The 26,026-nt window shown below is 47.0% G+C and carries 22 protein-coding genes; 3 read left to right on the top strand and 19 right to left on the bottom strand.

Features of this window, described 5'->3' with window-relative positions:
- Positions 1-245 precede the first annotated feature (245 nt).
- Both fdhF and BAZ21_RS14275 read left to right on the top strand, forming a co-directional pair.
- Positions 246-3,188, top strand: coding sequence for a formate dehydrogenase subunit alpha (fdhF, locus tag BAZ21_RS14280; RefSeq protein WP_068501801.1), 2,943 nt, complete (start codon positions 246-248; stop codon positions 3,186-3,188).
- A 13-nt stretch (positions 3,189-3,201) separates the two neighbouring features.
- Positions 3,202-3,684: a DUF1641 domain-containing protein gene (locus BAZ21_RS14275; RefSeq protein ID WP_068501799.1), complete on the top strand. Its 483-nt coding sequence runs from the start codon at positions 3,202-3,204 to the stop codon at positions 3,682-3,684.
- 195 nt (positions 3,685-3,879) lie between these two features.
- On the opposite strand, the gene BAZ21_RS14270 is transcribed toward BAZ21_RS14275, so the two are convergent.
- From BAZ21_RS14270 to BAZ21_RS14225, 10 genes are all read right to left on the bottom strand, one after another.
- The gene (locus BAZ21_RS14270; protein WP_068501793.1) at positions 3,880-4,233 is read right to left on the bottom strand and encodes a hypothetical protein; all 354 of its coding nucleotides are present in this window, start codon (positions 4,231-4,233) and stop codon (positions 3,880-3,882) included.
- 143 nt (positions 4,234-4,376) lie between these two features.
- Entirely contained in the window at positions 4,377-5,378 is a 1,002-nt protein-coding gene (gene kdgT, locus BAZ21_RS14265; RefSeq protein WP_068501790.1) for a 2-keto-3-deoxygluconate transporter, read from the bottom strand.
- Positions 5,379-5,426: 48 nt separating this feature from the next.
- A complete protein-coding gene (locus BAZ21_RS14260; protein WP_068501786.1) occupies positions 5,427-6,434 on the bottom strand; it encodes a tripartite tricarboxylate transporter substrate binding protein in 1,008 nt (335 codons plus the stop codon).
- 129 nt (positions 6,435-6,563) lie between these two features.
- On the bottom strand, positions 6,564-9,005 hold the full coding sequence (locus BAZ21_RS14255; protein WP_084011652.1) for an AraC family transcriptional regulator: 2,442 nt from the start codon (positions 9,003-9,005) through the stop codon (positions 6,564-6,566).
- Between the two features lie 177 nt (positions 9,006-9,182).
- Positions 9,183-10,847, bottom strand: a complete 1,665-nt coding sequence (locus BAZ21_RS14250; protein WP_068501783.1) for a methyl-accepting chemotaxis protein — start codon at positions 10,845-10,847, stop codon at positions 9,183-9,185.
- 28 nt (positions 10,848-10,875) lie between these two features.
- Complete coding sequence (locus BAZ21_RS14245; protein WP_068501780.1) at positions 10,876-11,880, bottom strand: BMP family lipoprotein; 1,005 nt, start codon at positions 11,878-11,880, stop codon at positions 10,876-10,878.
- A gap of 172 nt (positions 11,881-12,052) precedes the next feature.
- Positions 12,053-12,643, bottom strand: coding sequence for a restriction endonuclease (locus tag BAZ21_RS14240; RefSeq protein WP_068501777.1), 591 nt, complete (start codon positions 12,641-12,643; stop codon positions 12,053-12,055).
- A 190-nt stretch (positions 12,644-12,833) separates the two neighbouring features.
- On the bottom strand, positions 12,834-14,243 hold the full coding sequence (gene aspA, locus BAZ21_RS14235) for an aspartate ammonia-lyase (protein WP_007431358.1): 1,410 nt from the start codon (positions 14,241-14,243) through the stop codon (positions 12,834-12,836).
- Between the two features lie 202 nt (positions 14,244-14,445).
- Positions 14,446-14,976: a GNAT family N-acetyltransferase gene (locus tag BAZ21_RS14230; RefSeq protein ID WP_068501773.1), complete on the bottom strand. Its 531-nt coding sequence runs from the start codon at positions 14,974-14,976 to the stop codon at positions 14,446-14,448.
- A gap of 41 nt (positions 14,977-15,017) precedes the next feature.
- On the bottom strand, positions 15,018-15,419 hold the full coding sequence (locus tag BAZ21_RS14225; RefSeq protein ID WP_068501770.1) for a VOC family protein: 402 nt from the start codon (positions 15,417-15,419) through the stop codon (positions 15,018-15,020).
- 315 nt (positions 15,420-15,734) lie between these two features.
- On the opposite strand from BAZ21_RS14225, the gene BAZ21_RS14220 reads away from it, so the two are divergent.
- Entirely contained in the window at positions 15,735-16,898 is a 1,164-nt protein-coding gene (locus tag BAZ21_RS14220; RefSeq protein ID WP_068501766.1) for an aminotransferase A, read from the top strand.
- A gap of 460 nt (positions 16,899-17,358) precedes the next feature.
- Here the strand turns inward: BAZ21_RS14220 and BAZ21_RS29015 are convergent, their stop codons facing one another.
- The 9 genes from BAZ21_RS29015 to dapD all read right to left on the bottom strand — a co-directional run bounded on the left by BAZ21_RS29015 (position 17,359) and on the right by dapD (position 25,814).
- Entirely contained in the window at positions 17,359-17,739 is a 381-nt protein-coding gene (locus BAZ21_RS29015; RefSeq protein ID WP_068501764.1) for a hypothetical protein, read from the bottom strand.
- Between the two features lie 172 nt (positions 17,740-17,911).
- Positions 17,912-18,295 (bottom strand): hypothetical protein, encoded by a 384-nt coding sequence (locus tag BAZ21_RS29010; protein WP_068501760.1) that lies wholly within the window; start codon positions 18,293-18,295, stop codon positions 17,912-17,914.
- 14 nt (positions 18,296-18,309) lie between these two features.
- A complete protein-coding gene (locus tag BAZ21_RS14205; protein ID WP_068501757.1) occupies positions 18,310-19,452 on the bottom strand; it encodes a hypothetical protein in 1,143 nt (380 codons plus the stop codon).
- A 463-nt stretch (positions 19,453-19,915) separates the two neighbouring features.
- On the bottom strand, positions 19,916-20,989 hold the full coding sequence (locus BAZ21_RS14200; protein WP_068501754.1) for an ABC transporter substrate-binding protein: 1,074 nt from the start codon (positions 20,987-20,989) through the stop codon (positions 19,916-19,918).
- Positions 20,986-21,807, bottom strand: coding sequence for an ABC transporter permease (locus BAZ21_RS14195; protein ID WP_068501751.1), 822 nt, complete (start codon positions 21,805-21,807; stop codon positions 20,986-20,988). The genes BAZ21_RS14200 and BAZ21_RS14195 overlap by 4 nt, the downstream gene beginning before the upstream one ends.
- The gene (locus tag BAZ21_RS14190; RefSeq protein ID WP_010345230.1) at positions 21,797-22,609 is read right to left on the bottom strand and encodes an ABC transporter permease; all 813 of its coding nucleotides are present in this window, start codon (positions 22,607-22,609) and stop codon (positions 21,797-21,799) included. Before BAZ21_RS14190 ends, BAZ21_RS14195 begins: the two co-directional genes overlap by 11 nt.
- On the bottom strand, positions 22,599-23,708 hold the full coding sequence (locus BAZ21_RS14185; protein WP_068501747.1) for an ABC transporter ATP-binding protein: 1,110 nt from the start codon (positions 23,706-23,708) through the stop codon (positions 22,599-22,601). Before BAZ21_RS14185 ends, BAZ21_RS14190 begins: the two co-directional genes overlap by 11 nt.
- A 76-nt stretch (positions 23,709-23,784) precedes the next feature.
- A complete protein-coding gene (locus BAZ21_RS14180) occupies positions 23,785-24,921 on the bottom strand; it encodes an N-acetyldiaminopimelate deacetylase (protein ID WP_068501742.1) in 1,137 nt (378 codons plus the stop codon).
- 179 nt (positions 24,922-25,100) lie between these two features.
- Positions 25,101-25,814, bottom strand: a complete 714-nt coding sequence (gene dapD, locus BAZ21_RS14175; protein ID WP_068501738.1) for a 2,3,4,5-tetrahydropyridine-2,6-dicarboxylate N-acetyltransferase — start codon at positions 25,812-25,814, stop codon at positions 25,101-25,103.
- Positions 25,815-26,026 lie beyond the last annotated feature (212 nt).

Genomic DNA, 26,026 nt, shown 5'->3' with positions numbered 1-26,026 from the left:
CGCTATAGTTACACCAGATGATATGCAGAAAATGACATTTCTTTATGATTAACAAGCTATTGATATACAAACGGTGTGTACTGGTTGTTATTAATACATATTCCCATGGCGGATTGGCCTCCAGGACTTAGAGCTTGGTCACTACTCCACCATAAACACAAGTGCTCATGATCAGGCACTTGTGTTTATGGTGGAGTTTTTTTATTTCTAATTTTCAAATTCAAAATCTGAAAGGAGCCTGAACCGTGGTTGATAGTACAATCAAAATTACATTAAACGGACAGGAGCTGAAAGCGAAAGACAGCGCAACACTTCTCGAAATCATTAACGAAAACAACATCGCCCATCCCCAGCTGTGTTATGTTCCCGAGGTTGATCCGATCCGCACCTGTGATACCTGTATCGTCGAAGTGGACGGAAAGCTGGTGCGTTCCTGCTCGACACGAGCTTCGGATGGAATGAACATTCAATTACACTCGGATCGCGCGAAAGCAGCTCAAACAGAGGCCATGGACCGACTGCTGGAAAATCATCTCCTCTACTGCACGGTGTGCGATAACAACAACGGTAATTGTAAATTGCATAATACAGCAGAGCTTATGGAAATTGAGCATCAAAAATATCCGTATCGACCGAAGGTCGACCCGACGGAAGTAGATATGTCCCATCCTTTTTACCGCTATGACCCCAATCAATGTATTGCATGCGGCCAATGCGTAGAGGTATGCCAAAACCTTCAGGTCAATGAAACGCTGTCTCTTGACTGGGAAGCTGAACGCCCTCGTGTCATATGGGATGACGGAGTCGCAATTAACGATTCCTCCTGTGTCAGCTGTGGTCAATGTGTAACGGTCTGCCCCTGCAATGCCTTGATGGAGAAATCTATGCTGGGAGAAGCAGGCTTCATGAGCGGCATGAATAAGGACTTATTAAATCCGATGGTGGATCTAATTAAAGAAGTGGAGCCAGGCTATAGCGGGATATTTGCCATTTCCGAGGCGGAAGCAGCAATGCGTGAAACCCGTACGAAAAAAACGAAAACCGTCTGCACATTCTGCGGCGTGGGCTGCAGCTTTGAGGTATGGACCAAAGGCCGCAAAATTTTAAAGGTACAACCTACCTCGAATGGGACTGTCAACGGTATCTCGACATGTGTTAAAGGGAAATTCGGCTGGGATTTTGTGAACAGCGATCAGCGTTTGACCACGCCTTTAATTCGTGAAGGCGACGAATTCGTGGAAGCAACCTGGGAAGAAGCACTAAGCCTGATGGCCAGCAAAATGGGAGCTATTAAAGAAACCTATGGCGGCAAGGCGCTCGGCTTTATTTCCTCGTCCAAATTTACCAATGAAGAAAATTATCTGCTGCAAAAATTGGCACGTCAGGTCTTCCAGACGAATAATGTCGATAACTGCTCCCGATATTGCCAATCTCCTGCGTCATGGGGGCTGCAATACACCGGAGGCATCGGCGGAGACAGCGGTACGATTAAAGACATTGCTCAAGCAGGCTTGGTCATACTGGTCGGTTGTGCGCCTGGAGAAGGACATCCGGTGCTGGCTACCCGCATCAAACGTGCGCATAAGCTGCACGGACAAAAGCTGATTTCGGTGGATCTGCGCAAGCACGAAATGGCGGATCGCGCAGATCTGTTCATTCGCCCGAAGCAAGGTACGGATTATGTATGGTTATCTGCTGTAGCCAAATACATCATCGACCAAAACTGGCATGCTGCTAGATTCATTGAAGAACATGTCAATTTCTATCCTGAATATTTGAAATTGCTGGAGACCTTCACACCGGAGTTTGCAGAACAGGAAACAGGTATTTCCAAAGAGACGCTGATTCAGGTGGCAACCATGATTCATGAAGCCGACGGCACTGCCATTTGCTGGGGTATGGGCGTGACGCAAAATATCGCAGGCTCTTATACTTCGATTGCGATTGCCAACCTGCTGCTGGTGACTGGAAACTTTATGCGTCCGGGTGCAGGTGCATACCCGCTTCGCGGACATAACAATGTTCAGGGTGCTGCCGATATGGGCACGATGCCGGACATTTTACCGGGCTACCAGCCGGTGACGAACGATGCCATTCGCGCCAAGTTCGAAGCGGCCTACGGCGTACAGATTCCGAATCAACGCGGACTGGACAACATTCAAATGCTGGAGGCGATTAAAACTGGTGAGCTCAAAGCGATGTATATCGCTGGAGAAGAGATGGCATGGGTGGATGCGGACTCCAACCATACCCAGGATATGCTTGCCAATTTGGATTTCCTTGTCGTCCAGGATGTATTCCTGAGCAAGACAGCAGAATTCGCAGATGTTATTTTGCCAGCCGTACCTTCACTGGAAAAGGACGGAACCTTCACCAATACCGAACGTCGTGTACAACGTTTATACGAAGCGCTTCGCCCTGCGGAGAACAGCAAACCGGATTGGTGGATTTTCAGCCAATTTGCCAAGCATATGGGATTTGATTGGGATTATAGTCATCCGCGTGAAATTTTTGAGGAGATGGCGTCGCTTACCCCATTTTTCTCCCAATGTAATTATGACGTATTGGAAGGCTGGAACAGCTTCCATTGGGGATCGCCGGATGGCAGCAATACACCGCTGTTGCATACCAACGGCTTTAATTTCCCGGATAAAAAGGCGCGTTTGGGACTTTTCGAATATGTACCACCGGTACAGTTCCCGGTTGAATTCGATCTGACCTTGAATAACGGCCGGCTGCTTGAACAATTCCATGAAGGTAATATGACAACCAAATCAGCAGGTATCCAGCTCAAGCTCCCCAAAGTATTTGTGGAGGTGTCACCCGAATTGGCTGAGGAGCGCGGAGTCCAAAACGGATCGCTGGTCCGATTGGAGTCGCCTTATGGTGCGGTCAAGCTGCGTGTTCTGGTCACGGACCGGGTACAGGGAACTGAAATCTATGTACCCATGCACTCCACCAGCCATGATGGTGCTGTAAACCTGTTAACCGGTGGAGCCTTCGACGTGATTACCCGCACACCGGCCTATAAACAAGCCAAGGTTCGGATGCAAGTTTTGGAGGTAGACGGTCAAAATCCGCTGCCGCGTATCAATCCACGCTACAAAAAGCGCCATCCGCAAAACGGGGTTGAAGTGGACCGTAAGTGGAATCGTCCCGGTTACGTCGATTTGGTGGATCAAAAGTAAGGAGGTCGGACTCATGGCTAAGCCTATTTCAATTGTGAGAAAACGTGTTTTGACAGAAGAAGAACGACAACAACAATCACTGGATCAGCTTACTGCTGATCTGGCAGACAACGGGCCCGCATTGCAGAAAACGCTCGAAATTGTACGTGAGCTGCACGACAGCGGTCTTCTCGAAGCAGCACAGTCTATGCTGAAAGCCAAAGAAAGCATTGCCAAAATCGCTGTGGGACAAGCGACGCGCAAACCAGTAACAAATATCATCAATAATCTGATGGGAGCAGCCGGAATGCTGTCCGAGATAGACCCCGAGCTGATGAACAAGCTGGCAAGCAGTGTGACTTCAGGCCTGAGCGAAGCCGAAGAGCATCTTCAGCAGCAAAAAAAGACCCGGCTGCGCGATCTCATGAAGGCGATGAATGATCCGGATGTAAACCGGGCGATGGGCTTTGGCATTCATTTTCTTAAAGGGATGGGAAAAGGGCTGTCCAATAAATAGCTAATACAACGTTCCCTTAGTGTGCAATCTTGGCAGCTACAGCTTCGGTATGACGTTTGCGAAGAGGATCGTGGTGACACAACGATTGGAACAACGGTCCATTCGCGGAGCGTCCACACCGAGTTCCCAAGTCGATCCTTCTCCAGAAAAAAAGCTGTCCCAAGCAGCTATTTCATGGCTTTTGGGACAGCTCTTTTATTTTTTATCCACCTGCAATAGCGTCACCGTTTTCAACGAAACGGCATCTTTGATTTGCTCCTCCGCGATGACCTTCAGTTTAAGCAAGCTGGCTATCTTCGTAGTATCCGGCTTGGAAAACAAGCGCCATAGCTGCGGATCTGGCAGTGAATTATACAGCTTGGTGTGATCATATTCCTTGCGGTGCTGCTGCACAACCTTGACGCGGTAACTGCCAATTTCCCATTCTGCCACTCCCTGCTGGGCGCAATGCTCCGTAATATCATGACGCAGATCATTCAACTCGCCTTCAATTTCTTTCTGCTTCTGCTTTAGCTGATAGTAGCGACGCACCTTGTTTTCCAAATCCATCACGCTCCTCTGCTTATATATGTATGCTTGCAGGAGCGTTTTAGGACAGGTTTGTAATGTAAGAAAACACAGTGTATCTGCAAAAGCATTTCCCGGGTAATGGAATGAGCCATAACAGCAAATATTACTGCGCAATCGGAGCTTTATTTAGGCACATTCGCGCCCGGATTTACAGGCCCTGCGCCTTTGGACTCTCCTTTGCGCTTCATATAATTGGCCCAGTATGCCGTCAGAATAGGTACCAAAATGGAGGTTACAATGACCGAAGCCGCAACTAATGCCGTTGCTGATTGTGCTACAGGCAGAAACTCAGGCTTGATGTTGGCGACAATGACCGGGTTCGCTACCGCTGCACCTGCCGTACTGGAGGCTGCAATCCCTGCCGTACCATTGCCGCCGCCGATATATTTATCCGCCAGAATCAGTGGGATACCCGTAATAATAATGACAAAGATGCCTAACAAAATACCAAGCACGCCCGTCTGGGCAATGACACTCAGGTCAATGGAACAACCAAGTGCAAAGCCGAAAAATGGAATCAGGGCTTGAGTTGCGTTACCAAAGTATTTACGGAAATCGTGGTCCAGATTGCCTAATGCAAAGCCGACCAAAAATGGTAATACAGCGCCCACAAATGTCTGCGGCTCAAAAACGGCCAATCCGGTACTGCCCAAAATCAGCATCGTCACCAATGGACCCGATTCCAGGGACATCAGCACGAATGCTCCCGCCTCTTCCTTGGAGCCATATTGCTGCATAATAGAGGCGTACAGCCCGCCGTTGGTCATATCCATGGCGGAAATCAGCGCCAGTACGGACAAACCTGCAAACAGCCCGCTTTCCACACCACCCACAGGCAGCAGTCTGGACGCAATGATCGCCACTACCCAGGCGACTGCGATTTTAGTCAATACAAGCGTACCTGATTTACGTAATACAGTACCTGTCGCCCGAACATCAATGGAAGCACCCATACAAAAAAACCACACGGCTAAAATGGGTACTGTCCCCGTCATTAGCCCCTTGGTAAAAGATCCAAAATAGTCTCCTGCCCATGGCGTAAACGTATGAAATAGTGCGCCAATAAACAGCGGCACCAGCATAATGCCCCCTGGAATTTTATCAATGCTTTGTTTAATTTTCATAACTTCGTTCAACCCTTTCGTTTTTGCCAATGCAAAAACAAGGCCGGTTTATTTGCGGCTCAGGCCGAGATCAGGAATCAGTCTTGCGAAGGTATTATGGCTCTCCTTCAACTGCTGTGCGAATGCCTCTGCATCCTTGACACGCAGTCCTAACCCATGCTTACGCATTTCCTCCCTGAATTCCTCGTCCTCAGTCCCCTTGATCAGTGCGTCTGCCAGCGTCCCGGCAATGTCATCCGGTGTATCCTTTGGTACAGCCAGCCCTCTCCAAGTGCCGTTAAAATGTACACGCAGCCCAGTTGCCTGCTGAAGTGTCGGCACACTTGGAAACGCTTCCGAAATAGTATCTGCCTGGATAGCCAGTATGCGAAGCTTCCCTTGGTCCACATATGTTTTCACTTCTGCTGGACTGACGGGTACAGCATCCACGAATCCGCTCATCAAAGCGGAAACGGCTGGCCCCGCCCCCTCATAAGGGATATGAGTGAAGCGAACACCGCTTTTCTGCTCCAGCATCGCGGCAGCGAGGTGCCAGATGCTCCCCGTGCCTGCATTGCCCATTTTCAGCTTGCCGGGATGGGCCCTGGCATCCTCAAGAAATGCCTCCGCTGTCTTCCACGGCGCATCCGCCCTGACCGTAATGGCAGAAGGGTCCATATTGGTTTGAAGCAGCGGCTTAAAGCGCTCATAGGTGAGCGGCAGCAGTCCCAAATGGGGTAACGTAGTCAGCTCCGCAACCAGATACGTTACAGTGTAGCCATCCGCCTGCGCCTCAGCCCCCTCCATCAGCCCAACGGAGCCGCCGCCTCCCGTCCGGTTAACGACGATGATCGGCTGACCGAGATGCTTTTCAGCGGCCTTTGCCAACGCTCTGGCGGTAATATCTGTACCGCCCCCCGCCGCATAAGGAACGACAAGCGTAATTGGCTTCGCAGGAAATGTACTGCTGTGATCCCGCAGGGTGCGGTGATCCACATATTCACTGATACTCAAGGCAGAAAGCATAGCTACTCCTGCCGCAACCAGCACATATTTTTGCCATGACTTTTTCTTCATTTCGTGCCCTCTTCTCCAAAAAATAAACCGGGTCAACTATGAACCCGTTTTCACCCCCCAACGTATTCGGCCATGTTTTGCGCTTACATAAAGCCAATGTACCGCACCGTGGAGGGCCACAGCTATCGCTTAATCTTCGTATTTATCCTCTAAAACGCCAGCGTCTCGACCTTTTGGTCGATCTGCATATTCATTAGAACATTTGCTGATTTCCCGGAATTTTCCGGGAGTCACCTGTTTATGCTTGCGGAATACACGAATAAAGCTATTCTCATTCCGGTATCCGACCTGGTCTGCAATTTCACTAATTTTCAAATGGGTTTCGCACAGTAAAGCACATGCTTTTTTCATACGTAATCCAGTCAAATAGTCGTAAACGGTACTCCCCGTCTCTTCCTTGAACATGCTGCTCACCGAGGATACACTCATGTGAACCTGATCCGCAATCTCCTGAAGCCCTATGTTTAAATGCAGATGATGCTCCATATAATCCATCATTTCTTGCACACGCACAAAATCCTTGGATTGTCTGCGTCCATTCCATTTTTCTTCCATATCCGTCAAAATGACGACCAGCAATGCCTCAATGTCTTGCAGATCCTGCGTCAGAATCTGATTCCAATGGTAATCAGCAAGCTTATCCGGCGGTGTCACACTTTGGGTGGTACACCATTTTAGCAAATCTTCCAGCAATTCATGGACAAAGAGGTAAACTTGGGCTGGAGCTGTCCTGTGAAGACGAAGCTCTTCTATCCATTGGCCGATCAGCTTGGCACTTGCACCCGGTTCCTGTGACTCCAGAGTATGAATCATTTCAATCCGCCGATTGTCCAGCATCGTTGAATCCCGAGTCTGCTCCTGTGGCAGCACATCCGCTGAGCCATCCTTTTCCACATATACGTCGCAGTCCATATTTGTATGTGAACGTCCATACCCCTCATACAAACGCAGGTTAAGGGCCTCTTTTCCTTTTACGTAGGACTCCCGCGCCTCTTGAATATCTTTGACTACATGACCAACTCCAATAGAAATCGTCAAAGGAAGATGCTCACTGACAACCTGGATTAGCCTGTCTACACTTTTGTAAAGCACAATGCCCTCCTGGACAGCAGTTTCCGTACCAGCTTCGTATGCTTTCTCGCCGAACTGTAGCAGCACAATAAAGCCACTTTCCTCATCCGGCGCGCTTACCGCTTTCCAGCAAGGCTCCAGCGTCTCCAGCAAAATATTGTTCAGCGCATACTTAAGCAGCATCGCATCCTCTTCTGGAAAACTTGCGGCCCACGTGGAATATCGGTCGATCGACACGATCATGACAACCAGGGGATTGCCGTCCCAATCGGAAAAATACTGCTCCCATTTCATCCGCATTTCCTGTATGCCCATTCTACGCTGGATGACATCTTCAATATATTTGGAACGCAGCTCTGGCAGGCTTCGCTCAACCACCAGTGAATTGCGGTGGAACTCTCCAACCAGCTTGCTAATCACAGGCTCCAGGTCGTACAACCCTCCTTGGCGCGTTCCCTTATTGCCCGAATTCAACAGGCTATTAATTTTTTTCATGGGGCGAAAAGCCGCATAATTGTAATAGTAGACCGCTGAGCACCCAGCCAGTATAGAGATAAAGGCCAGCCACAGCATCATATTGCGCGCCAGCTTTACATTTTTCAGGAGCTTGTCCATAGGAACGAGCGATACCAGGCGCCAGCCCGTTACATCAGAAAAGGTCTGGTTTGCCATATATTCCATATCCCCTATCTCTACATAAGCATAGGGACTCACATCCAGCTCTTTCAAAACTCTGTCCATCTCATTTAAGGGTACGGACGATCTCAGCTTGGGATAGATCAGTTCACCTTCCAGATCATACACGTATTGCGAGTTGGATAAATGAATATACAGTTTGGAGAAAAAACGGTCGTAATCCAGATTGATCAGCACCGCACCAATGACCTTCCCATCCGCTACAATCGGCCTGGCCAGCGATAGCAGCTCTACCGTCCCATGCTGAGGATCTGTGCCATACCACCTCCGCTTAATCAGTAGCGGCTTCCTGTGGATGTCCTGAATCCAGGGAACCCACGTGGTATCCGGTGCCTGTTTCCAATCAGGCAAGAAGCCGTAATTGCTGGACACAAGCGCATGATTCTGCAATGAGATCACTTCAACCGAATCAATCTCTTCATGTGAAGAAAGGGCTTTCAAGTATTTTTGGAGTCGCTTTATTATGGAAGCGCTGTTGGATAGCGAATTTCCATCTGCTTGGATACGAGCAAATGCCTCCACATCGGGGTGATAAGCCGCATCAAGTGCCATGTTATCTGACTCACGAAAAGCACGATTGGTCACATCCAGATTAATTTGCAGCAGTTCTATATTAGGTGTGTTCAGCTCGGTATCCAAACCTTCACGATACCTCGAATAGGATAGCAGGCCAATCCCGCTAATAACGAACGAAACGCATAGAGTAAGCAGCAGAATCAGTCTTGTCTGTTTATTTTTCAGCATTAGTCGAAGCTTAAGTCGCAACATTCCCGTAACTTCATCCTTCCGGACTTCCTTCTCCATCTTTCTCTTGCTCAGGATGTAGATATAATGACATACTCTCCTAAATCTATTTGACACCAGATAGGGAATTCCCTGCCTATATATAACGGAATTTCAGAGAAGTTACATCTTTTAAAATCAAAAAGAAGAAGTCCCCCTTGACAAGGGTAAGACTTCTTCCAGATCATTTCGTGCTGTTTAGCTCGTTTTCTCCACCTGGAAACGATCCAGCTCGCGCTGCATCTCCTCGCGAATCTGACGAAGCTCTTTCACCTTCTCAGCCGATTCCTCAAAGGAACGCTTCTGTTCCACCGTGGATGCCGTAATTTCTTCACTGCCTGCGGCAGACTGCTGAGTGATAGCACTCATATTTTCGATAGCTTGCTGCACCTGTACGCTTAATTCCCGCGATACATTCATATCTGTCGATAGCTTGCTGACTTGGCTAGCAATTTGCTGCACTTTGCCACTAATCTCTGCGAACGATTCGCCGGTGGAGGAGGTTGCCTTCTCCTGCTCACGGAACAGCTCCTGACTTTGCGCCACAGAAGTCTTCACCTTATCCATGGCCTGTGTAATACTCTCAACAGCAGTATAAATTTGCTTGACAGCGGACTCTGATTGGTTTGCCAGTTTTTTCACTTCATTGGCTACGACGGCAAAGCCTCTCCCCGCTTCACCTGCACGTGCAGCCTCAATGGAAGCATTCAAGGACAGCAGCGACGTCTGGCTGGCAATTTCAGATACGTAGCCGGTCATGGTTGTAATCTCGGCTGCATTGGCCTCCAGCTCCTTGACCGTCTGTTCCACTTCGGCCATCGCTGAACGATTTTCCGCAACGATGCGCAGTTGATCGCTCATGACCTGCGTACCCTGCTCAACGGCACGCAAAGCATCCTCACTATACGCGGTCGACTGCGTCGTTTCCAGCAGATTGGCCTCAAACTTCTGCTGCATCTCGTCCACCACACCAACCGTCGTCGACAGATCCTCGGCAATTTTCTGGCTGCCTATCGCCAGTTCCTCCGTTGACGTGCTGACTTGGGTCACAATTTCCTTCATGGCTTCATTATGCTGATCAATATCCCTAGCCATCAGATCGACACGATTGCCTGCCTGATCAATGGAAAGAACGATGGTACGCAAGTTGCCAATCATGACCCGGAACGACTCGTTGAGCTCATCCAGCTCATCGCGTCCTTTCGTTTGGGCGAGCTGCACGGTCAGATTTCCCTCGGCAATTTGCTTTGCGGCATCCGTTAACTTGCGGGTTCTGAGGGCAAGCTGCCTGGAGGTATATGTATTATATAGCCCGACCGCCACCATAAGAAGAACAGCACCTGCCAAGGCCAATTGCCAGGTAAAACGAATGCTCTTGGTTAAGTCCTCTGTGTATTCGTCATAACGTGCCTTAGTCAGCAGGTCCAGCATAAATACATCGTTTTGAATCCCTTGTACACGCATGGCCTCCCGCTTGGACTCCGGGCTATTTTGAGTGCTCATTGCTTTTTCCGTTGCTGCCTTAAACTTGCTGAATTTGGTTTTAATCGTATTCAGACGCTTTTGCTGTGCTTCAGTCTGCATCATGCCCTGCGAAAGCAATGTAATCGTTTTTTCAGACTGAGTCAGCTGCTTCGACACGTCGGCTTTGTTGCTCTCCGTCATGGAAGAAGAATAATTTTGCAGTGCCTGCCCCGATTGAATCAAATAAGCATTGAGCTGCTGTACATTTAACATAGCAGGGACAAGATTGCTGCTTTGCGAGTTAATACGTAGTAATTCGAAAATAATATATGCCACTAAAGCCAGGCAAGCGATCAGGGAAACCATCGCGTTCAGCACCAGTTTACCTTGCAGTTTCATCAACATTCATCCTCCGTTTTGCGAAAATTTATTGGGCAGGTACCACAAGTGCGCCGGACTTGATTTTTTCCTTTAAATCATCCAGCAACTTTTGCTGCTCCGGATTCAGTGTCACGACACGAATAGGTGCTAATCCTATCCCATCCTCCGCAAGACCGAACACCATATTCTTGTCCGTAAATTTTCTTTGATGATCTGCAAAGCCTGTGACTGCTTTATATATCGCAATGTCCACATTTTTAATCATTGAGGTGACAACCGCTTTTTCCGCAATGAAAAACTGATCGCTGTCGACACCAATAGCAAATTTCTGCTGTTTTTGTGCCTCCTGTAACGCACCTACGCCCGTAAGACCTGCTGCTGCATAAATAACATCAATCTGATTCCGATTGATCATATCCTGTGCAATCTCCGTGCCTAGCTCCGGCTTTCCAAAATCTCCGGCATACGTCGCGGTGATTTTGGCATCCGGCTTGACTGATTGAACTCCTGTGCGATATCCGGCCTCAAATTTTTTTAACAGGGGAGACTCCACGCCTCCGATAAAGCCTACCTGCTCTGTGTGACTCGTCAAACCTGCGACGACTCCGGCCATAAAGCTGCCCTCTTCTTCTTTAAAGGTGATTGAAGCCACATTCGGTAAATCCGATTTTTCATCCACGATTAAAAAGCTGCGGTCCGGATATTTTTTAGCAACGGCTTCCAGACTGTCCTTTACCATGTAACCCAATCCAATGATTAAATCAGCTTTTTCTTGTGCAAGCTGCTCAAAAGCAGCATCATACGTCTTGGTCTCCGAAATTTCCCGGTATTCAAACACAATTTTCCCTTCATCCCGTGCCTTGATCAAGCCTCGGAAAGCAGCGTCGCTGTAAGATTGGTCGCCCAGACCAATGTCTGACAGTACGATTCCCACCTTCATGGGCTGCGCCTTGGTTTGTGCTGCCGATTGTCCACATGCCCCCAGCAGTAATGCAAAAATGATGACTATGGGAACCCACCTAAAAGTTAATAATACAGCTCGCTTCTTCATGAACATATCACCTCAACATTATTTGCAAATCCCCAACATCTTTATATCGGTTGTAATAGCAGATTTTTTCATGATAATTTCTGTAAATTCAGTTCTTTTATTTTATTATGAGAAAATAAATAGGACTGATCCTCAGGCTTGAATCACGTCGCCTAACAATCAGTCCCCAAATCTATTTGCTCTTACTCCATTTGGAAGCAATCACATCTGCTTTACTTTCTATTAAATCCATGACTTCCTCTCGGTGTTTCGCCTTGAACCAATCGATCATGTCCACCAAATCGTTGCGGTCCAATAATTTAACCCCGTTCACAGCAGCAAGTGTTTTACAGGAATCGGTATAACGCCCGGAGGTAATGACGACAGACTTGTCTGCCGCATAATAACGCATAGAGGTATAAATTTCTTGCACGGCACCCAACCCTACCGGATGTTGCACACCATAGCGCTTAGCCTGGATTACGATTCTGTCGCCTGCACGGTCTGTAAACACGAGATCCGCGCCAAAATCCCGGCTGCCGGTGGTTTTATAGATGTCTTGATAGCCGAGGGCGGATAAGAGCCGCTGCAAATAAAGCTCAAATTCCGAGCCGTCCTCCATCCGATCGATATCCTGAATTCCGATTTTCCGTGGGTCCAGATCGCGTAAAATTCGATTCCGGCGACCACGTATAAGTGCCCTTATCATAAGTGCAAGCAACACGAAGACTACAATGAGTCCTATCCCTAATTCCCTATATGCGGATAATTGCTCCAGCAGCATTTCTCTTCCCCTTTTCTACAATAGACGTGCAGTCGCAGTGTCACTAACAGATAAGTCCTATGTTATACCTGGCCCACACGTATTGCATCTCCCATGTTACACTCACATTAACATCATAAAAGCCCCGCCAGATTCGACGGGGCTATCTTCGTCTTGCCTCAAAGCTCTCTAAACTCAATACTCCGCAAAATTATTCACGATTCAGTAAAGACTCTCCGGCGATGCCAGGCTGAGTCATTTGATACGGGTCCAAAATAATGTCCAGTTCTTCCTCGGTCAGGACATTATACAGCAAACACAGTTCACGCACCGATTTTCCTGTCGTGATGGCCTCGCGTGCAATACGGGATACGACTTCATATCCGAGATGAGGATTAAGTGCTGTAATAATGCCTACACTATTTTCCACATATTCACGACACCGCTCTACATTGGCTTCAATTCCGTCCACACAATGGATACGGAAAACGTTGAAGCCTTGCTTCATAATTTCCAGCGATTGCAGCAGGTTGTAGACAAGCACAGGCTCCATTACATTCAGCTCCAGCTGCCCTGCCTCAGAAGCCAGACAGATCGTATGGTCGTTTCCAATGACCTGAAAAGCAATTTGGTTAATGACCTCACACATTACCGGATTGACCTTGCCCGGCATAATGGATGACCCCGGCTGACGAGCAGGCAGGCTCAGCTCTCCAAGACCAGCACGCGGCCCGGAGGCCATCAGACGGATGTCATTTGCCACCTTGGACATGTTCATCATACAAATTTTCAGCGCAGCAGATACTTCGGTGTATGCATCCGTATTTTGTGTAGCATCCACGAGATTCTCGTCAGCTTCCAGAGGGAAGCCGCTAACCTCTGCCAACACCTCAGCGACACGCTGAATATAACGACGGTCTGCGTTCAAACCGGTACCAACCGCAGTCGCACCCATATTAATCGTCAGCAGATGCTGCTTGGTCGCACGAACGCGCCCGATATCACGGCCCAGCACACGCGCATAGGCCTGAAACTCCTGTCCCAGGCGAATCGGCACCGCATCCTGCAAGTGGGTCCGGCCCATTTTAATCACACTGTCAAACTCTTTCGCCTTACGGGAAAACGCTTCTTGAAGCTCACTCATGGTGACCAGCAACTGATCAATCATACTTAATACAGCCAGATGGACTGCTGTAGGAAAAGCGTCGTTGGTCGATTGCGCCATATTGACATGGTTATTGGGGCTGATCTCCTGATAATCTCCACGCTGCTTGCCCATCAGCTCCAGCGCCCGGTTTGCAATCACTTCATTGGTGTTCATATTAATAGACGTGCCTGCGCCGCCCTGAATCGGATCAACGATGAAATGGTCATGCAACTGCCCTTGAATGATCTCGTCAGCTGCCTGGATGATGGCCTCTGCTTTGGGGCGATGCAAACGAGTCAATTCCATATTTACCGTCGCTGCTCCCTTTTTGACGATCGCCATGGCCTTAATCAACTCAGGATGCAACCGTTGGCCTGTAATTGGAAAATTTTCTTTTGCCCTCAGGGTTTGTACACCATAATAGGCGTCTGACGGCACTTCCTTGTTACCTAAAAAATCATGCTCCAGCCTCATATTCTTCGATTCCTCCGCTGTGTGTGCTACGATCTTCAATCCAGACCAGCCGAATTGACCATACAGAGACCTTGGGACGGTCCCTCCTTCATTATACGTTCCCATTCCCGTGCTTTTCCAGTCGAATTAACGCGAAAAAAGGTTACGCTATTTTATGACAAGTTATGATTTCCTGTATATACCATGATTATTCGACAAATGCTCAACAATGATCAGCATGCGGATTCAAGGGCTTATAATAATATCGCGTGGCATGCAGCTGACCATCAGCCGATCTGGCATAACCCGGTATCACGCCCGCTTCTATAAAGCCGATGGACTCATATAGTCTATTGGAAGGATCACCCACCCGTGTATCCAGCACCAACAACGATCTATCCTGACGCAGTGCCTCTTCTTCCGCCGCCTTCATTAACCGCCGTGCAATCCCAAGCCTGCGCCCGGAAGGATGCACCATAAGCTTTGCAATTTCCGCACGATGAGTAGCGTTGGCTTTTTGAGCCAAATGAAGCTGAACCGTGCCCACAGGCACTCCGTCCTTCTCGGCAATCCACAACACCACATCATCCTTAAGCACACTATTCCAGTAAGCAGCTGCTTCCGGATAGGTCAGTGGTGGTAAAAAGCCTATAGAGGCACCGTCTGTCACCACGTCGATTAACAGTCGAGTCAGTGTATCTGTCACTTCTTCGTTCAGAGCTTGGATAGGATAGACTATTATTTTGTTAGACACTATGATTCCTCCCAATGGCGTTACTTCCGCTACTATTTCTGCTACTGCTCTGCCATATAAAGGAGCTCCCATAGATGACCATCTAAGTCCTGAAAGCTCCATCCGTACATAAAACCATGATCCTGAGGTTCGTTCGAAGGCTTGCCTCCCGCTTCCAAAGCCTTGTGAACAATCTCGTCCACCTTTGCTCGGCTCTCCACCGATAAAGCGATAATCGCTTCCGTGCTTTTGGTTGCATCTGAGATCTCTTTTGTCGTAAAAGCTTTAAAGCGCTCTTCAACCAGCAGCATGACAAAGATATGCTCACTAACCACCATACAGGTTGCATGTTCATCGGTGAATTGAGCATTAAATTCAAATCCAATTGCAGTGAAAAAATCAATGGAGTGCTGCAGGTTTTTAACCGGTAAATTCACAAAAATTTGTTTGGCTGTTACTCCCACGGCATTTCACCTCTTCATACGTCTTAAAATTTTTTCTCATACTGCTTCTCAAAAAAGATAACTTAACTATCGTATAAAGTCAAATAATCTGACATATACATGATCCATTGCTGCCAATTCAGCTTATCCAGGGTCCGAGATAATACAGTCGCTGCGCTACATATAGACCGATCCTGACAGTCGTGGGTAATCGCTGCGCTTCCTTTTCCAGCAAGCCCTCATGTAAAAAGCAAAAATGAATTCTTCTTGCCGTAGCATAATCAGATCATATTATTGTAAACTTGTTCTAATACAGAAAAAGGTGGCACATACGCTATGGAGCATTTGCTTAACGATCAAGTTAAAAACATTCAAATCAGTGGTATCCGCAAAATTGCCAATAAGGTTGCCACATTGCCCGGAACCCTGTCCCTTACGATTGGACAGCCGGATTTCCCTACCCCTGCGCATATTATGGAGGCCGCCCATCGAGCGATTAACGAAGGACGCACCACATATACGCCTAATCCCGGACTACCCGAGTTACGTGAAGCCGCAGCGGCATTTGTAGCCCGTAAATACGGGCTGAATTACCGTGGCCAGGATGAGGTTATCGTAACGAACGGGGCCAGTGAAGCACTGGATATTACCCTGCGCACCATTTTGTCACCCGGCGATGAAGTCATTCTACCTGTGCCAATCTACCCGGGGTACGAGCCATTGATCCGTTTGTCAGGTGGCGTGCCAGTGTTTGCCGATACTCGCAGCAGCGGTTTCAAGCTCACTGCTGAGGTGCTGGAGCCTTACCTGACCGAGCGGACGAAAGCAGTCATCCTCGGTTATCCTTCGAATCCGACCGGGCGGGTGATGAGCCGTGAGGAATTGGAAGCGGTCGCCGATTTGCTGAAGCAACGCGAACTGTTTGTCATTTCGGATGAAATATACAGCGAACTGATTTACGATGCACCCCACGTGTCCATTGCAGCACTTCCAGGTATGCGGGAACGTACCATTGTCATCAACGGACTGTCCAAGTCACATTCCATGACGGGCTGGCGCATTGGTTTTACGCTTGCACCCGCTGAAATTTCACAGCACATGGTTAAGGTTCATCAGTACAACGTGACCTGTGCCAGCTCGATCAGCCAATATGCTGCGCTGGAAGCTCTGACCGCCGGTGTGGACGATGCACTTCCGATGCGCGAAGAATACCGCAAGCGCCGTGATTATGTGCACGGAAGGCTGACAGACATGGGAATTCCGCTGGAGAAACCCGAGGGAGCCTTTTATCTATTTCCTTCCATCGTCCATTTTGGATTAAGCTCGATGGATTTCACCTTGAAACTGCTGGAAGAGCATGGAGTTGCTGTCGTGCCGGGAGATGCCTTTTCTTCCTATGGCGAAGGATACATTCGCTTGTCCTACGCTTACGGACCAGAAGTGCTTGAGCAGGGGCTGGATAAAATAGAAAGGTTTGTTAGAGGAATTGTGAGGAGTTAAGGTGGGAGGAGGCGCTACGCGGTCCATTTGATCTTCCGATCGCTGTTGCAGTGGGATTCTTGGATTGTATAAAACATTTATAGGTAAGAATCCCACAGCAAAGGCGAACGCTACCGCTTCTCCAGATTCAAATGGCCCGCTTCGCTACTACCCGCCTTAAAGTCCCCACAATTCTCTAACGTGTGTGGAGCAGCAGGGTTAAAAAACAATACTCACCGCTTGGCACGGTGAGTAAATATAAAGACAGCCCTTGAATTTGAACTTATCCCCTGTCAAGTTGACAGTAAAGAAAATGTCCTTAAACTAAGCTGCTTGAGTCCGGTATTCAACCGGGCTTTTGTTGTTTAAACCAAGCTGGATACGTTTCAGTTAGTTTTAGTGTTCCCAGTACCGCATGTTAACTTAACCTTTGTGAACAAATTAAAGCTCCCTGGCAACCACATTTGCTTATGATATTCCTCTATTTTTCCATTAATTTATTGAATATCTCTCTATCTTTGGAAGTAAAGTCGGAAATCCGTTTCTTTTGCTCGTATGTGTTGGTACTTGAATCCAATTTAATGAAGCTATTTTCACCAACCACATATACGATATTTTTTTCTATCTCATAAGACAGAACGTTATCAATCACTGAATTTGGTGCTTCAATTTGATGAGTGTATAGTATTGGAGGCTCACCCGATCCTCCTCCCCTGTAAATCTGAAAAGTCCCATCGCCAAAAAACTCTAACGTATCTTTGCCATAAGGGTACTTACGTATCGTATCATCTCCAGAATTTGATAGTAAAATTAGAGTAGTAGCTATAACTAGTAGAGAGATCAAGATATATCTACGCTTCATCTGCGATTTATTCCTCACTTCCAAGCTTTTCTTGCATCAGTTACTGTAACATAAGATGTATACTCATTGAGTGTTCCCCATGATCTTTAATTTCAAGAGTCAGTATTTTTGCTTGTATATGTTTTTGATATAGTTCTTCTTGTGTACAACCACATTTGCTTATGATATTCCTCTATTTTTCCATTAATTTATTGAATATCTCTCTATCTTCGGAAGTAAAGTCGGAAATCCGTTTCTTTTGCTCGTACGTGTTGGTACTTGAATCCAATTTAATGAAGCTATTTTCACCAACCACATATACGATATTTTTTTTTATCTTATATGACACAATATTATCAACAGCGTTTTCCAGTGGATCAGCAAGATGATTATAAAGTATTAAAGGGTCGTGCGGCCCCCCTCTAAAAATTTGAAAAGTCCCATCACCAAAATATTCTACGGTATCTTTGCCTGATGGGTATTTATACTTCGTATTATCCCCAGAATTCACCAGGAAAATTAGAGTAGTAGTTGTAACTAGTATAGCAATCAAGATAAAGATGTATCTACGCTTCATCTGCAATTCACACCTCACTTCCAAGCTTTTCTTGCATCAGTTACTGTAACATAAGATGTATACTCATTGAGTGTTCCCCATGATTCCATTAAATTTGTTAGATTGGCCGCAGCCCAACCGAGTTTGTTGTGCCCAGTAAACATTTGTTTAAAATTATATTCGAAATTATATATATCATAATATATTGTAGTAATTTTCCATTGCCCGTCAACGTAATTTCCATTTATTTCATAATACATGTTGTGAAAAGCATTATATAAATCTTTATCACTTTCTAATCCCTTAGATCCATTATATGAAAAACTTTTAACTTTATTAGCATTAGCTTTTTTGACTTCGTCATTAACTATTGCGATGTGCTCTTTAGATTTTTTAACTTGCTGCGCCTCATATGACCATTCGTTAAAGTGTAAATTCCCTGGTTTGTAATCAAGTGAATGTTGAAGTAAATTGGCTGTGATGTCCCCGTACTTCTTTCGAGCTATAGGAACAGCTACTAATGTAAATGCTTTACGATCAGGATAATGTATTACGGTGTCTGTCGAATCTTTTACCTGTTCTACACCTCGCACCCAAGCCTTTTCTAGTTCTACCATAGGATTTTCAAACGGAAAAGTATTATTTCCAGCATACACTGACATATTCTTACTATATGCGCCTTCCAGTACTTCCTGCGAGACATCAGACAGATCCTTTTCTCTTGTTTCCTTAGGTTCTAACTGAGGGCTGTATTGAATTTTTCCCAATTGATCTTCTTTTTGTTTTAAAACAAGTTCAAACTCAAGTATCTCTCTGCTGGTATCAATTTGTTCTTGATACTTATCTACATAAGCGTGTGTAAACGCAATTTCTCGGATCGTGTTTTCATTTCTCACGATTTGGATGTTACATTTTCGATAGTAATCCTCACTATCAGGTTTATATTCTGTGTTTGCCCATGTATACAGCATGTTGGAATTATCCGCATTGCCTATAACTGAAGGAAGCGAATGAAGCGGAATTTTGCTCCGAATATGTAGTGAATGTGCCAAAATTGAAGACTTAGCTGAAAGGTTTTTGGAACTATTGTTCATATAAGTAAAACCAATGATTTCACCTTTTACAAACTCGATTGGCTCACCACCGGATTTGCGTTCTATTCTTAATGAAATGCTCATTGAAGTAATCTCCTCTGTTGATTTAATCTAGTTCTGTAGGAAAAATTTATAAAACAAATTTCCAAATATTAATATATACGAAAAATATTAAATAGTAAACATATTTTAAACTTGATAAAAGACGTAAAAAAATCCCTTTTGAATATAGATAGTTAGGGGGCTTATTCCAAACTGTCTACTCAAAAGGGATAATAGCAAACCACCCATACAGGTGATTCAACGGCCTGTTCGCTCTTCCTCTACTCCCTCACCTCGGCGTGGGATTCATGGATGCGTTGCTTTAAGCACGACGCAGCGGAGGGGGCGGAATGGTGCTGGACAAGCGTAAACGGTCGCCTTTAAATTCCTATTTTAACCTTTATATATCCAATCATAAAAAATCGGAATTTAACAGCGATGGTAAGCACCATCCGCCACCGCAGCGACCTTTAAAGCTCAAAACCTGAATCCACGCGCCGCTCCATTATTTTAAATGCATTTTGAATTGCAGGAATAACTCATTATAATGAGCTAGCATCCGCTTGCCAAGATTGTCGTATACCTCCAGCTTGTCGGTAATTTCGGACGGTGGGTAGAACCGCTCATCGCCAGAAATATCTGCAGGCAGCAGCTTTTTACCCTCTTTGTTAGGAGTAGAGTAGCCTACAAACTCGGCATTTTGAGCGGCTACATCGGGCTGCATCATAAAATTGATGAATTTATGGGCCGCATCCACGTGGGTAGCCGTTTTGGGAATAACCATGTTATCAAACCACAGGTTGGAGCCTTCATCCGGAACGATGTAATCCAGCTTGTCGTTCTGATCCATGATTTCCGACGCATCGCCGGACCAGACAACACCAGCTGCAGCCTCCTCGTTAGCCAGCAGCATTTTAATCTCATCACCAACAACGGCCTTGACATTCGGCGCTAACTTCTCCAGCTTCGTCAAAGCTTGCTGCAAATGCGCCTTGTTTGTATCATTCAAGGAATAGTGGAGACTGTTCAGCGACATGCCCATAATCTCCCTAGCTCCATCGACCAGCAGCAAATTGTTGCGCAGCTTCGGGTCCCACAGGCCATCCCAGCTATGAAAATCAATGCCTTTGGTTAGCTCCGGATTAAACACGATCCCGACCGTACCCCAAAAATACGGAACCGAGTATTCGTTGCTTGGGTCAAATGAAAGGTTCAGAAAATGAGAATCCACATGCTTCAAATTCGGCAGCTTGCTGTGATCCAGCGGAAGCAAAAGGTGCTCCTGCTTCATTTTAGCCAGCGCATACTCCGAAGGAACCGCGACATCAAACGAAGTTCCACCCTGCTCGATTTTCGTCAGCATCGCCTCATTGGAGTCAAACGTCTGATAAATGACGGTAATCCCCGTCTCCTTCTGAAACCTTTCCAGCAGCTCAGGGTCAATGTAGTCTCCCCAGTTGTACACCGTCAGCGTATTGCCACCAGAGTAGCCCTGACTGGAGTTGAGCCAAGCCGCCACCCCCATCAGGCTAAACGAGATAATAAAAATGGAGAGAAATACGCGCACAAGCGACTTCATCTAGGCACCCCCATTTCCGCTGCAGGCTCTTTTTTCCCGTTACGGTTCGCCTTGCGCATAATAAAGTAATAGCCCACCACCAGCAGCACTGTAAACAGGAAAATGAGCGTGGACAACGCATTGATGGACAAGGAAACCCCTTGACGGGCACGTGAGTAAATTTCCACCGATAAGGTCGAATAGCCGCTGCCTGTCACAAAAAAGGTCACCGCAAAATCATCCAGCGAGTACGTTAACGCCATAAAGAACCCCGCATAAATCCCCGGCTTGATAAAGGGTAAAATGACCTTGGTCAGCACATCCATACGGCTGGCGCCCAAATCACGCGCTGCATCGACCAGAGATGGACTCATTTCCTGCAGCCGCGGCAAAATCATAATGACCGCAATCGGCACACTAAATGCAATATGGGATAACAAGACCGAATAGAAGCCCAGCTTAATCCCGACCATCGTGAACAAAATGAGAAAGGACGCACCAATAATCACGTCCGGGTTCACGATCAGCACATTGTTGAGCGACAGCAGCGTATGTTTGACCCGACGGTTCTGCATCTGGTGAATAGCCAGTGCTCCCATGATGCCAATAATCGTAGCCAATGCAGACGACAGCAACGCAATCACCAAGGTGTTAATGACAATAATGATCAAGCGAGTGTCTGCAAACACCTCTTTATAGTATTGGAGCGTAAACCCTTCAAACTTGTGCATCGTCCCGCCGCTGTTGAAGGAATAGTACATCAGATACAAAATGGGGGCGTACAACACGAGAAAAACGATCACCAAATACATATTCCCGAATCGATTTTTATTTGCCATGTCGTACCCTCCGTTTCGTTCCCGATGTGACCACCATAATGATACCCATCGCCAATATCAGGAACACAGCCACCGTAGAGCCCATCCCCCAATCCTGTGTCACCAGAAAATGCTGCTCAATCGCCGTTCCCAGTGTAATGACACGATTGCCCGCAATCAGACGGGTGATCATAAACAGCGACAGCGCTGGAATGAACACGGCCATACAGCCGGATCGCACGCCCGAAAGCGTTAACGGAAAAATGACCCGGCGAAACGCTGTCCATTTGGAGGCTCCCAAATCACGTGCTGCATCCAACAATGAAGGATTTAGCCCTTCCAACGCATTAAAGATCGGCAAAATCATAAAAGGCACAAAAATGTACACCGACACAAACACAAAGCTGGAGCTGGTAAACAGTAATTGCTGTCCCCCCAGTCCAACCATACCTAACACAGCATTCACCGGACCATAGGTACCGAAAATACCGATAAAAGCATACGTTTTGAGCAGCAGGTTAATCCATGTCGGCAAAATAATGAGCAATAGCCATAACTGCTTATGCTTGGTTCGTGTGAGCAAATACGCCGCCGGATAAGCCACCAGAAGCGAAAATACCGTAATCAAAAATGCAAACCAAAACGAGCTGAGCGTCATGCTCAAGTAAACAGGTGTCAGAAACTGTGCATAGTTGCTGAATGTGAAATGACCGTCCACATCAAATAAAGAGTAGTAAAACACAAGCACCACCGGTGCTACTACGAACAGTACAATCCATAAATAGTAAGGCAGCAAATACGCTGCTCTTGTATTACCGGACATGCTGCTCCACCTCTTCATAGGCCTCCAGACGCCGATCAAATTCTTCCTCTGTTTCCCCGAAACGCATCACATGAATCGCTTCCGGGTCAAAGTGCAGGCCGATTTCACTGCCAAGCTCCGCCTTTTTGGTGGAATGCACCAGCCATTCCTGCCCCGAATCATCATAGCAGCTAATTTCATAGTGAACACCGCGGAACAATTGAGTATCCACCTTTACACGCAGCTTACCCTCAGCCACACTGGTAATTTCCAAATCCTCCGGCCGGATCACGATTTCGATCGGTTCGTTCGGACGCAACCCACCGTCTACACACTCAAACTGTCGACCGTTAAATTCCACCTGATAGTCCGCAATCATACGCCCAGGGACAATATTCGATTCACCAATAAAATCGGCAACAAACCGGTTGATCGGTTCATCATAAATATCGTTAGGCGTGCCGCTCTGCTCAATCTTTCCTTTGTTCATGACAAAAATTTCGTCCGACATAGCCAGCGCTTCCTCCTGATCATGCGTAACGAAAATAAAGGTAATTCCAAGGCGCTGCTGCATTTCGCGCAAAATGTACTGCATTTCTGTACGCAGCTTCAGATCCAGCGCAGACAACGGTTCATCCAGCAGCAGAACCTCCGGCTCATTGACGATGGCCCTTGCAATGGCTACACGCTGACGCTGGCCCCCGGACATCTCGGAAATTTCCCGTTCGCCGTAGCCTTCCAGATTGACAAAGGACAACGCCCGTGTCACCTTTTCCTGAATGTCTTTTTTGTTCATCTTTTTGATCCGCAGACCAAAAGCGACATTTTCAAACACATTCAGATGCGGGAATAACGCGTAATCCTGAAACACGGTATTGACCTGCCGCTCATTGGCCGGAACACGATTAATGAGCTTGTCATTCAAATAAATGGAGCCCTCTGTCGGCTCTGCAAAGCCTGCAATCATACGCAGAATCGTCGTTTTACCACAGCCGGAAGGGCCCAGCAGTGTATAAAATTTACCACGCTCAATCTCAAAACTGACATTCGCCAGCACCGGGGGATCGTTGTCATATTGCTTCGTCACCCGTTCAAATCGGATGATGGTTTGCTCTCCCATAACACCCTCCTTCAAAGATTCGACTTCATTCCATTTCATTCTCTTCATTAAATATAATTATTCAGTCCGTATCATTTTACCCTTGAGACTTCCATGTAAAATAGTCTGTCAGCACACGAATGGCCACTCCGATCGCTTCTTCCGCAGGCTCCAGCTTGGCATGGTGCAAGCCATAAGGCGTATCAACACCGAGCCAGAACATCAGGCCCGGAATCCGCTCCAGAAAATATCCGAAATCCTCGCCGGTCATCGCTTCCCCGCATTCAATGAGCTGCACATCCTGCCGATCACTGACCCAGTTCATGAATTCTTCTGTCACCTTGGCTTCATTGTACACTTGCAAATAATTGGAGCCATAATGAATTTCCGCCTGGCATTCAAAACCAGCTTCCATACCGCGCACCAACGCTTCAATCCGCGATTTAACCAGTTTCATGGTACCCGCTGACAATGTACGAATGGTACCCTCCAAACGTGCGGTTTCCGCGATAATATTCTGCTTCGTGCCGCCGCTAACCTTACCGACGGTAACGACCGCTGCATCGAGCGGATTCACATTACGAGCTACAATCGTTTGCAGTTGTCCCACCAGTTGACAAGCAGCGACTACCATGTCATTCGCCTTGTGCGGATAGGCAGCATGCCCGCCTGTACCCTTCAGATCGATGAAAAGCTCCGACGTGTTGGCAAATAAAATGCCCGGACGAGTCGCAATCGTACCGACCGGATACTCCGGTGCCACATGCAGCGCGACAATTTCATCCGGCAGCCAGTCTGCCAGCTCTGCGCTATCACGCATCGGCAACGCTCCGCCCGGCCCTTCCTCGGCAGGTTGAAATATTACAACCAGATCGTCCTTCATGGAATGGCTTGCAAAATGAGTAACTATTCCCAGCCCAATCGTCATATGTAAATCGTGTCCGCAAGCATGCATATAGCCGGGATGGGTCGAACGAAACTCATACCCCGTCTCTTCTTCAATCGGTAAGCCATCCATATCGCAACGATATCCATAGCGGCGTTCGGGGGCCGTACCATGAATGAACACCATTATACCCGTACGCCATGTGCGAATTTCCAGACGCTCCTGAGGGAGCGTTCCCAAATAATTCAACAAATACTGCTGTGTTTTATATTCCTCAAAACCCGGTTCGGGAATTTGATGTAAATCTCTTCGTATTTGGACAAAAGAACGGTAATCAACTGTGCTCATTTTGTGCTCCGCCTCCTTTTTCTAGCTCACCAGCTTTTATCCGGCAAAAGAATAAAAGGACAAAAGCCCGGCGCAGCCGCCGAGCCTTGTCCGTTGTGCTTCGTCCCTAAGTTGTGTGTCAGTACATCTCATCTCTGACAAGGAATCGTTCACCTTTGGTACATTCAAAAACGTTTTTCTTACAGAACGCGTAGCTCTTTCAAAATCTCAGTTTTGGATTTCGTCTTGTCGTCGACCTGTTTGATCACACGTGCTGGTGTGCCAGCAACCACGGAGTATGGAGGCACATCTTCCGTTACGACTGCTCCGGCTGCAACAACCGCACCTTTACCGATTCGTACGCCTTCCAATACGACTGAGTTTGCACCGATCAATACTTCGTCTTCTACTATAACAGGCTGTGCGGACGGTGGTTCAATAACACCCGCAAGGACAACGCCTGCACCGATATGGCACATGTTGCCGACTTTAACACGACCGCCAAGTACAGCATTCATATCAATCATCGTGCCTTCACCAATCGTAACACCGATGTTAATCACTGCACCCATCATAATGACTGCATTATTGCCGATGCCAACCATATCGCGAATATATGCGCCTGGCTCAATACGTGCATTGATGCCCTTCAGATCAAGCATAGGCACAGCAGAGTTGCGGCGGTCATTTTCCACCACATAATCTTCCACTTTAGCGTTTGCACTATCCAGTACAGGCTTGATGTCTGCCCAATCGCCAAATACAACACCACTGTCTCCGGAAATAAAAGCTTGCACATTCTCGCCAAAGGATGCGGAAGCCAAAGCTCCTTTTACATATACTTTAACAGGCGTCTTTTTCTTGCTGTTTTTAATTACGTTGATGACTTCTTGTGTATTCATTTCGATGGACATAGTAAATCGAACAACTCCTTTATCACTTCATACGACTTCGCAAGCCGGAATGATCTTATTCTCTCATCCTTTATAGCACAAAAGTGCAGGTCTCGCAATTACAGAATAGATCTTCAGAGTGCTAAGCTAGTATCTAAAATAACAAGTTTCAGCAGTTTGACTGCCTTTGATTCATTATTGTAAGCCAGCGACCGCCCAACATCAAAACAGGG

Source organism: Paenibacillus kribbensis (assembly GCF_001705305.1).
Taxonomy (GTDB): Bacteria; Bacillota; Bacilli; order Paenibacillales; family Paenibacillaceae; genus Paenibacillus; species Paenibacillus kribbensis_B.
This window is presented reverse-complemented; position numbering and strand designations above follow the sequence as displayed.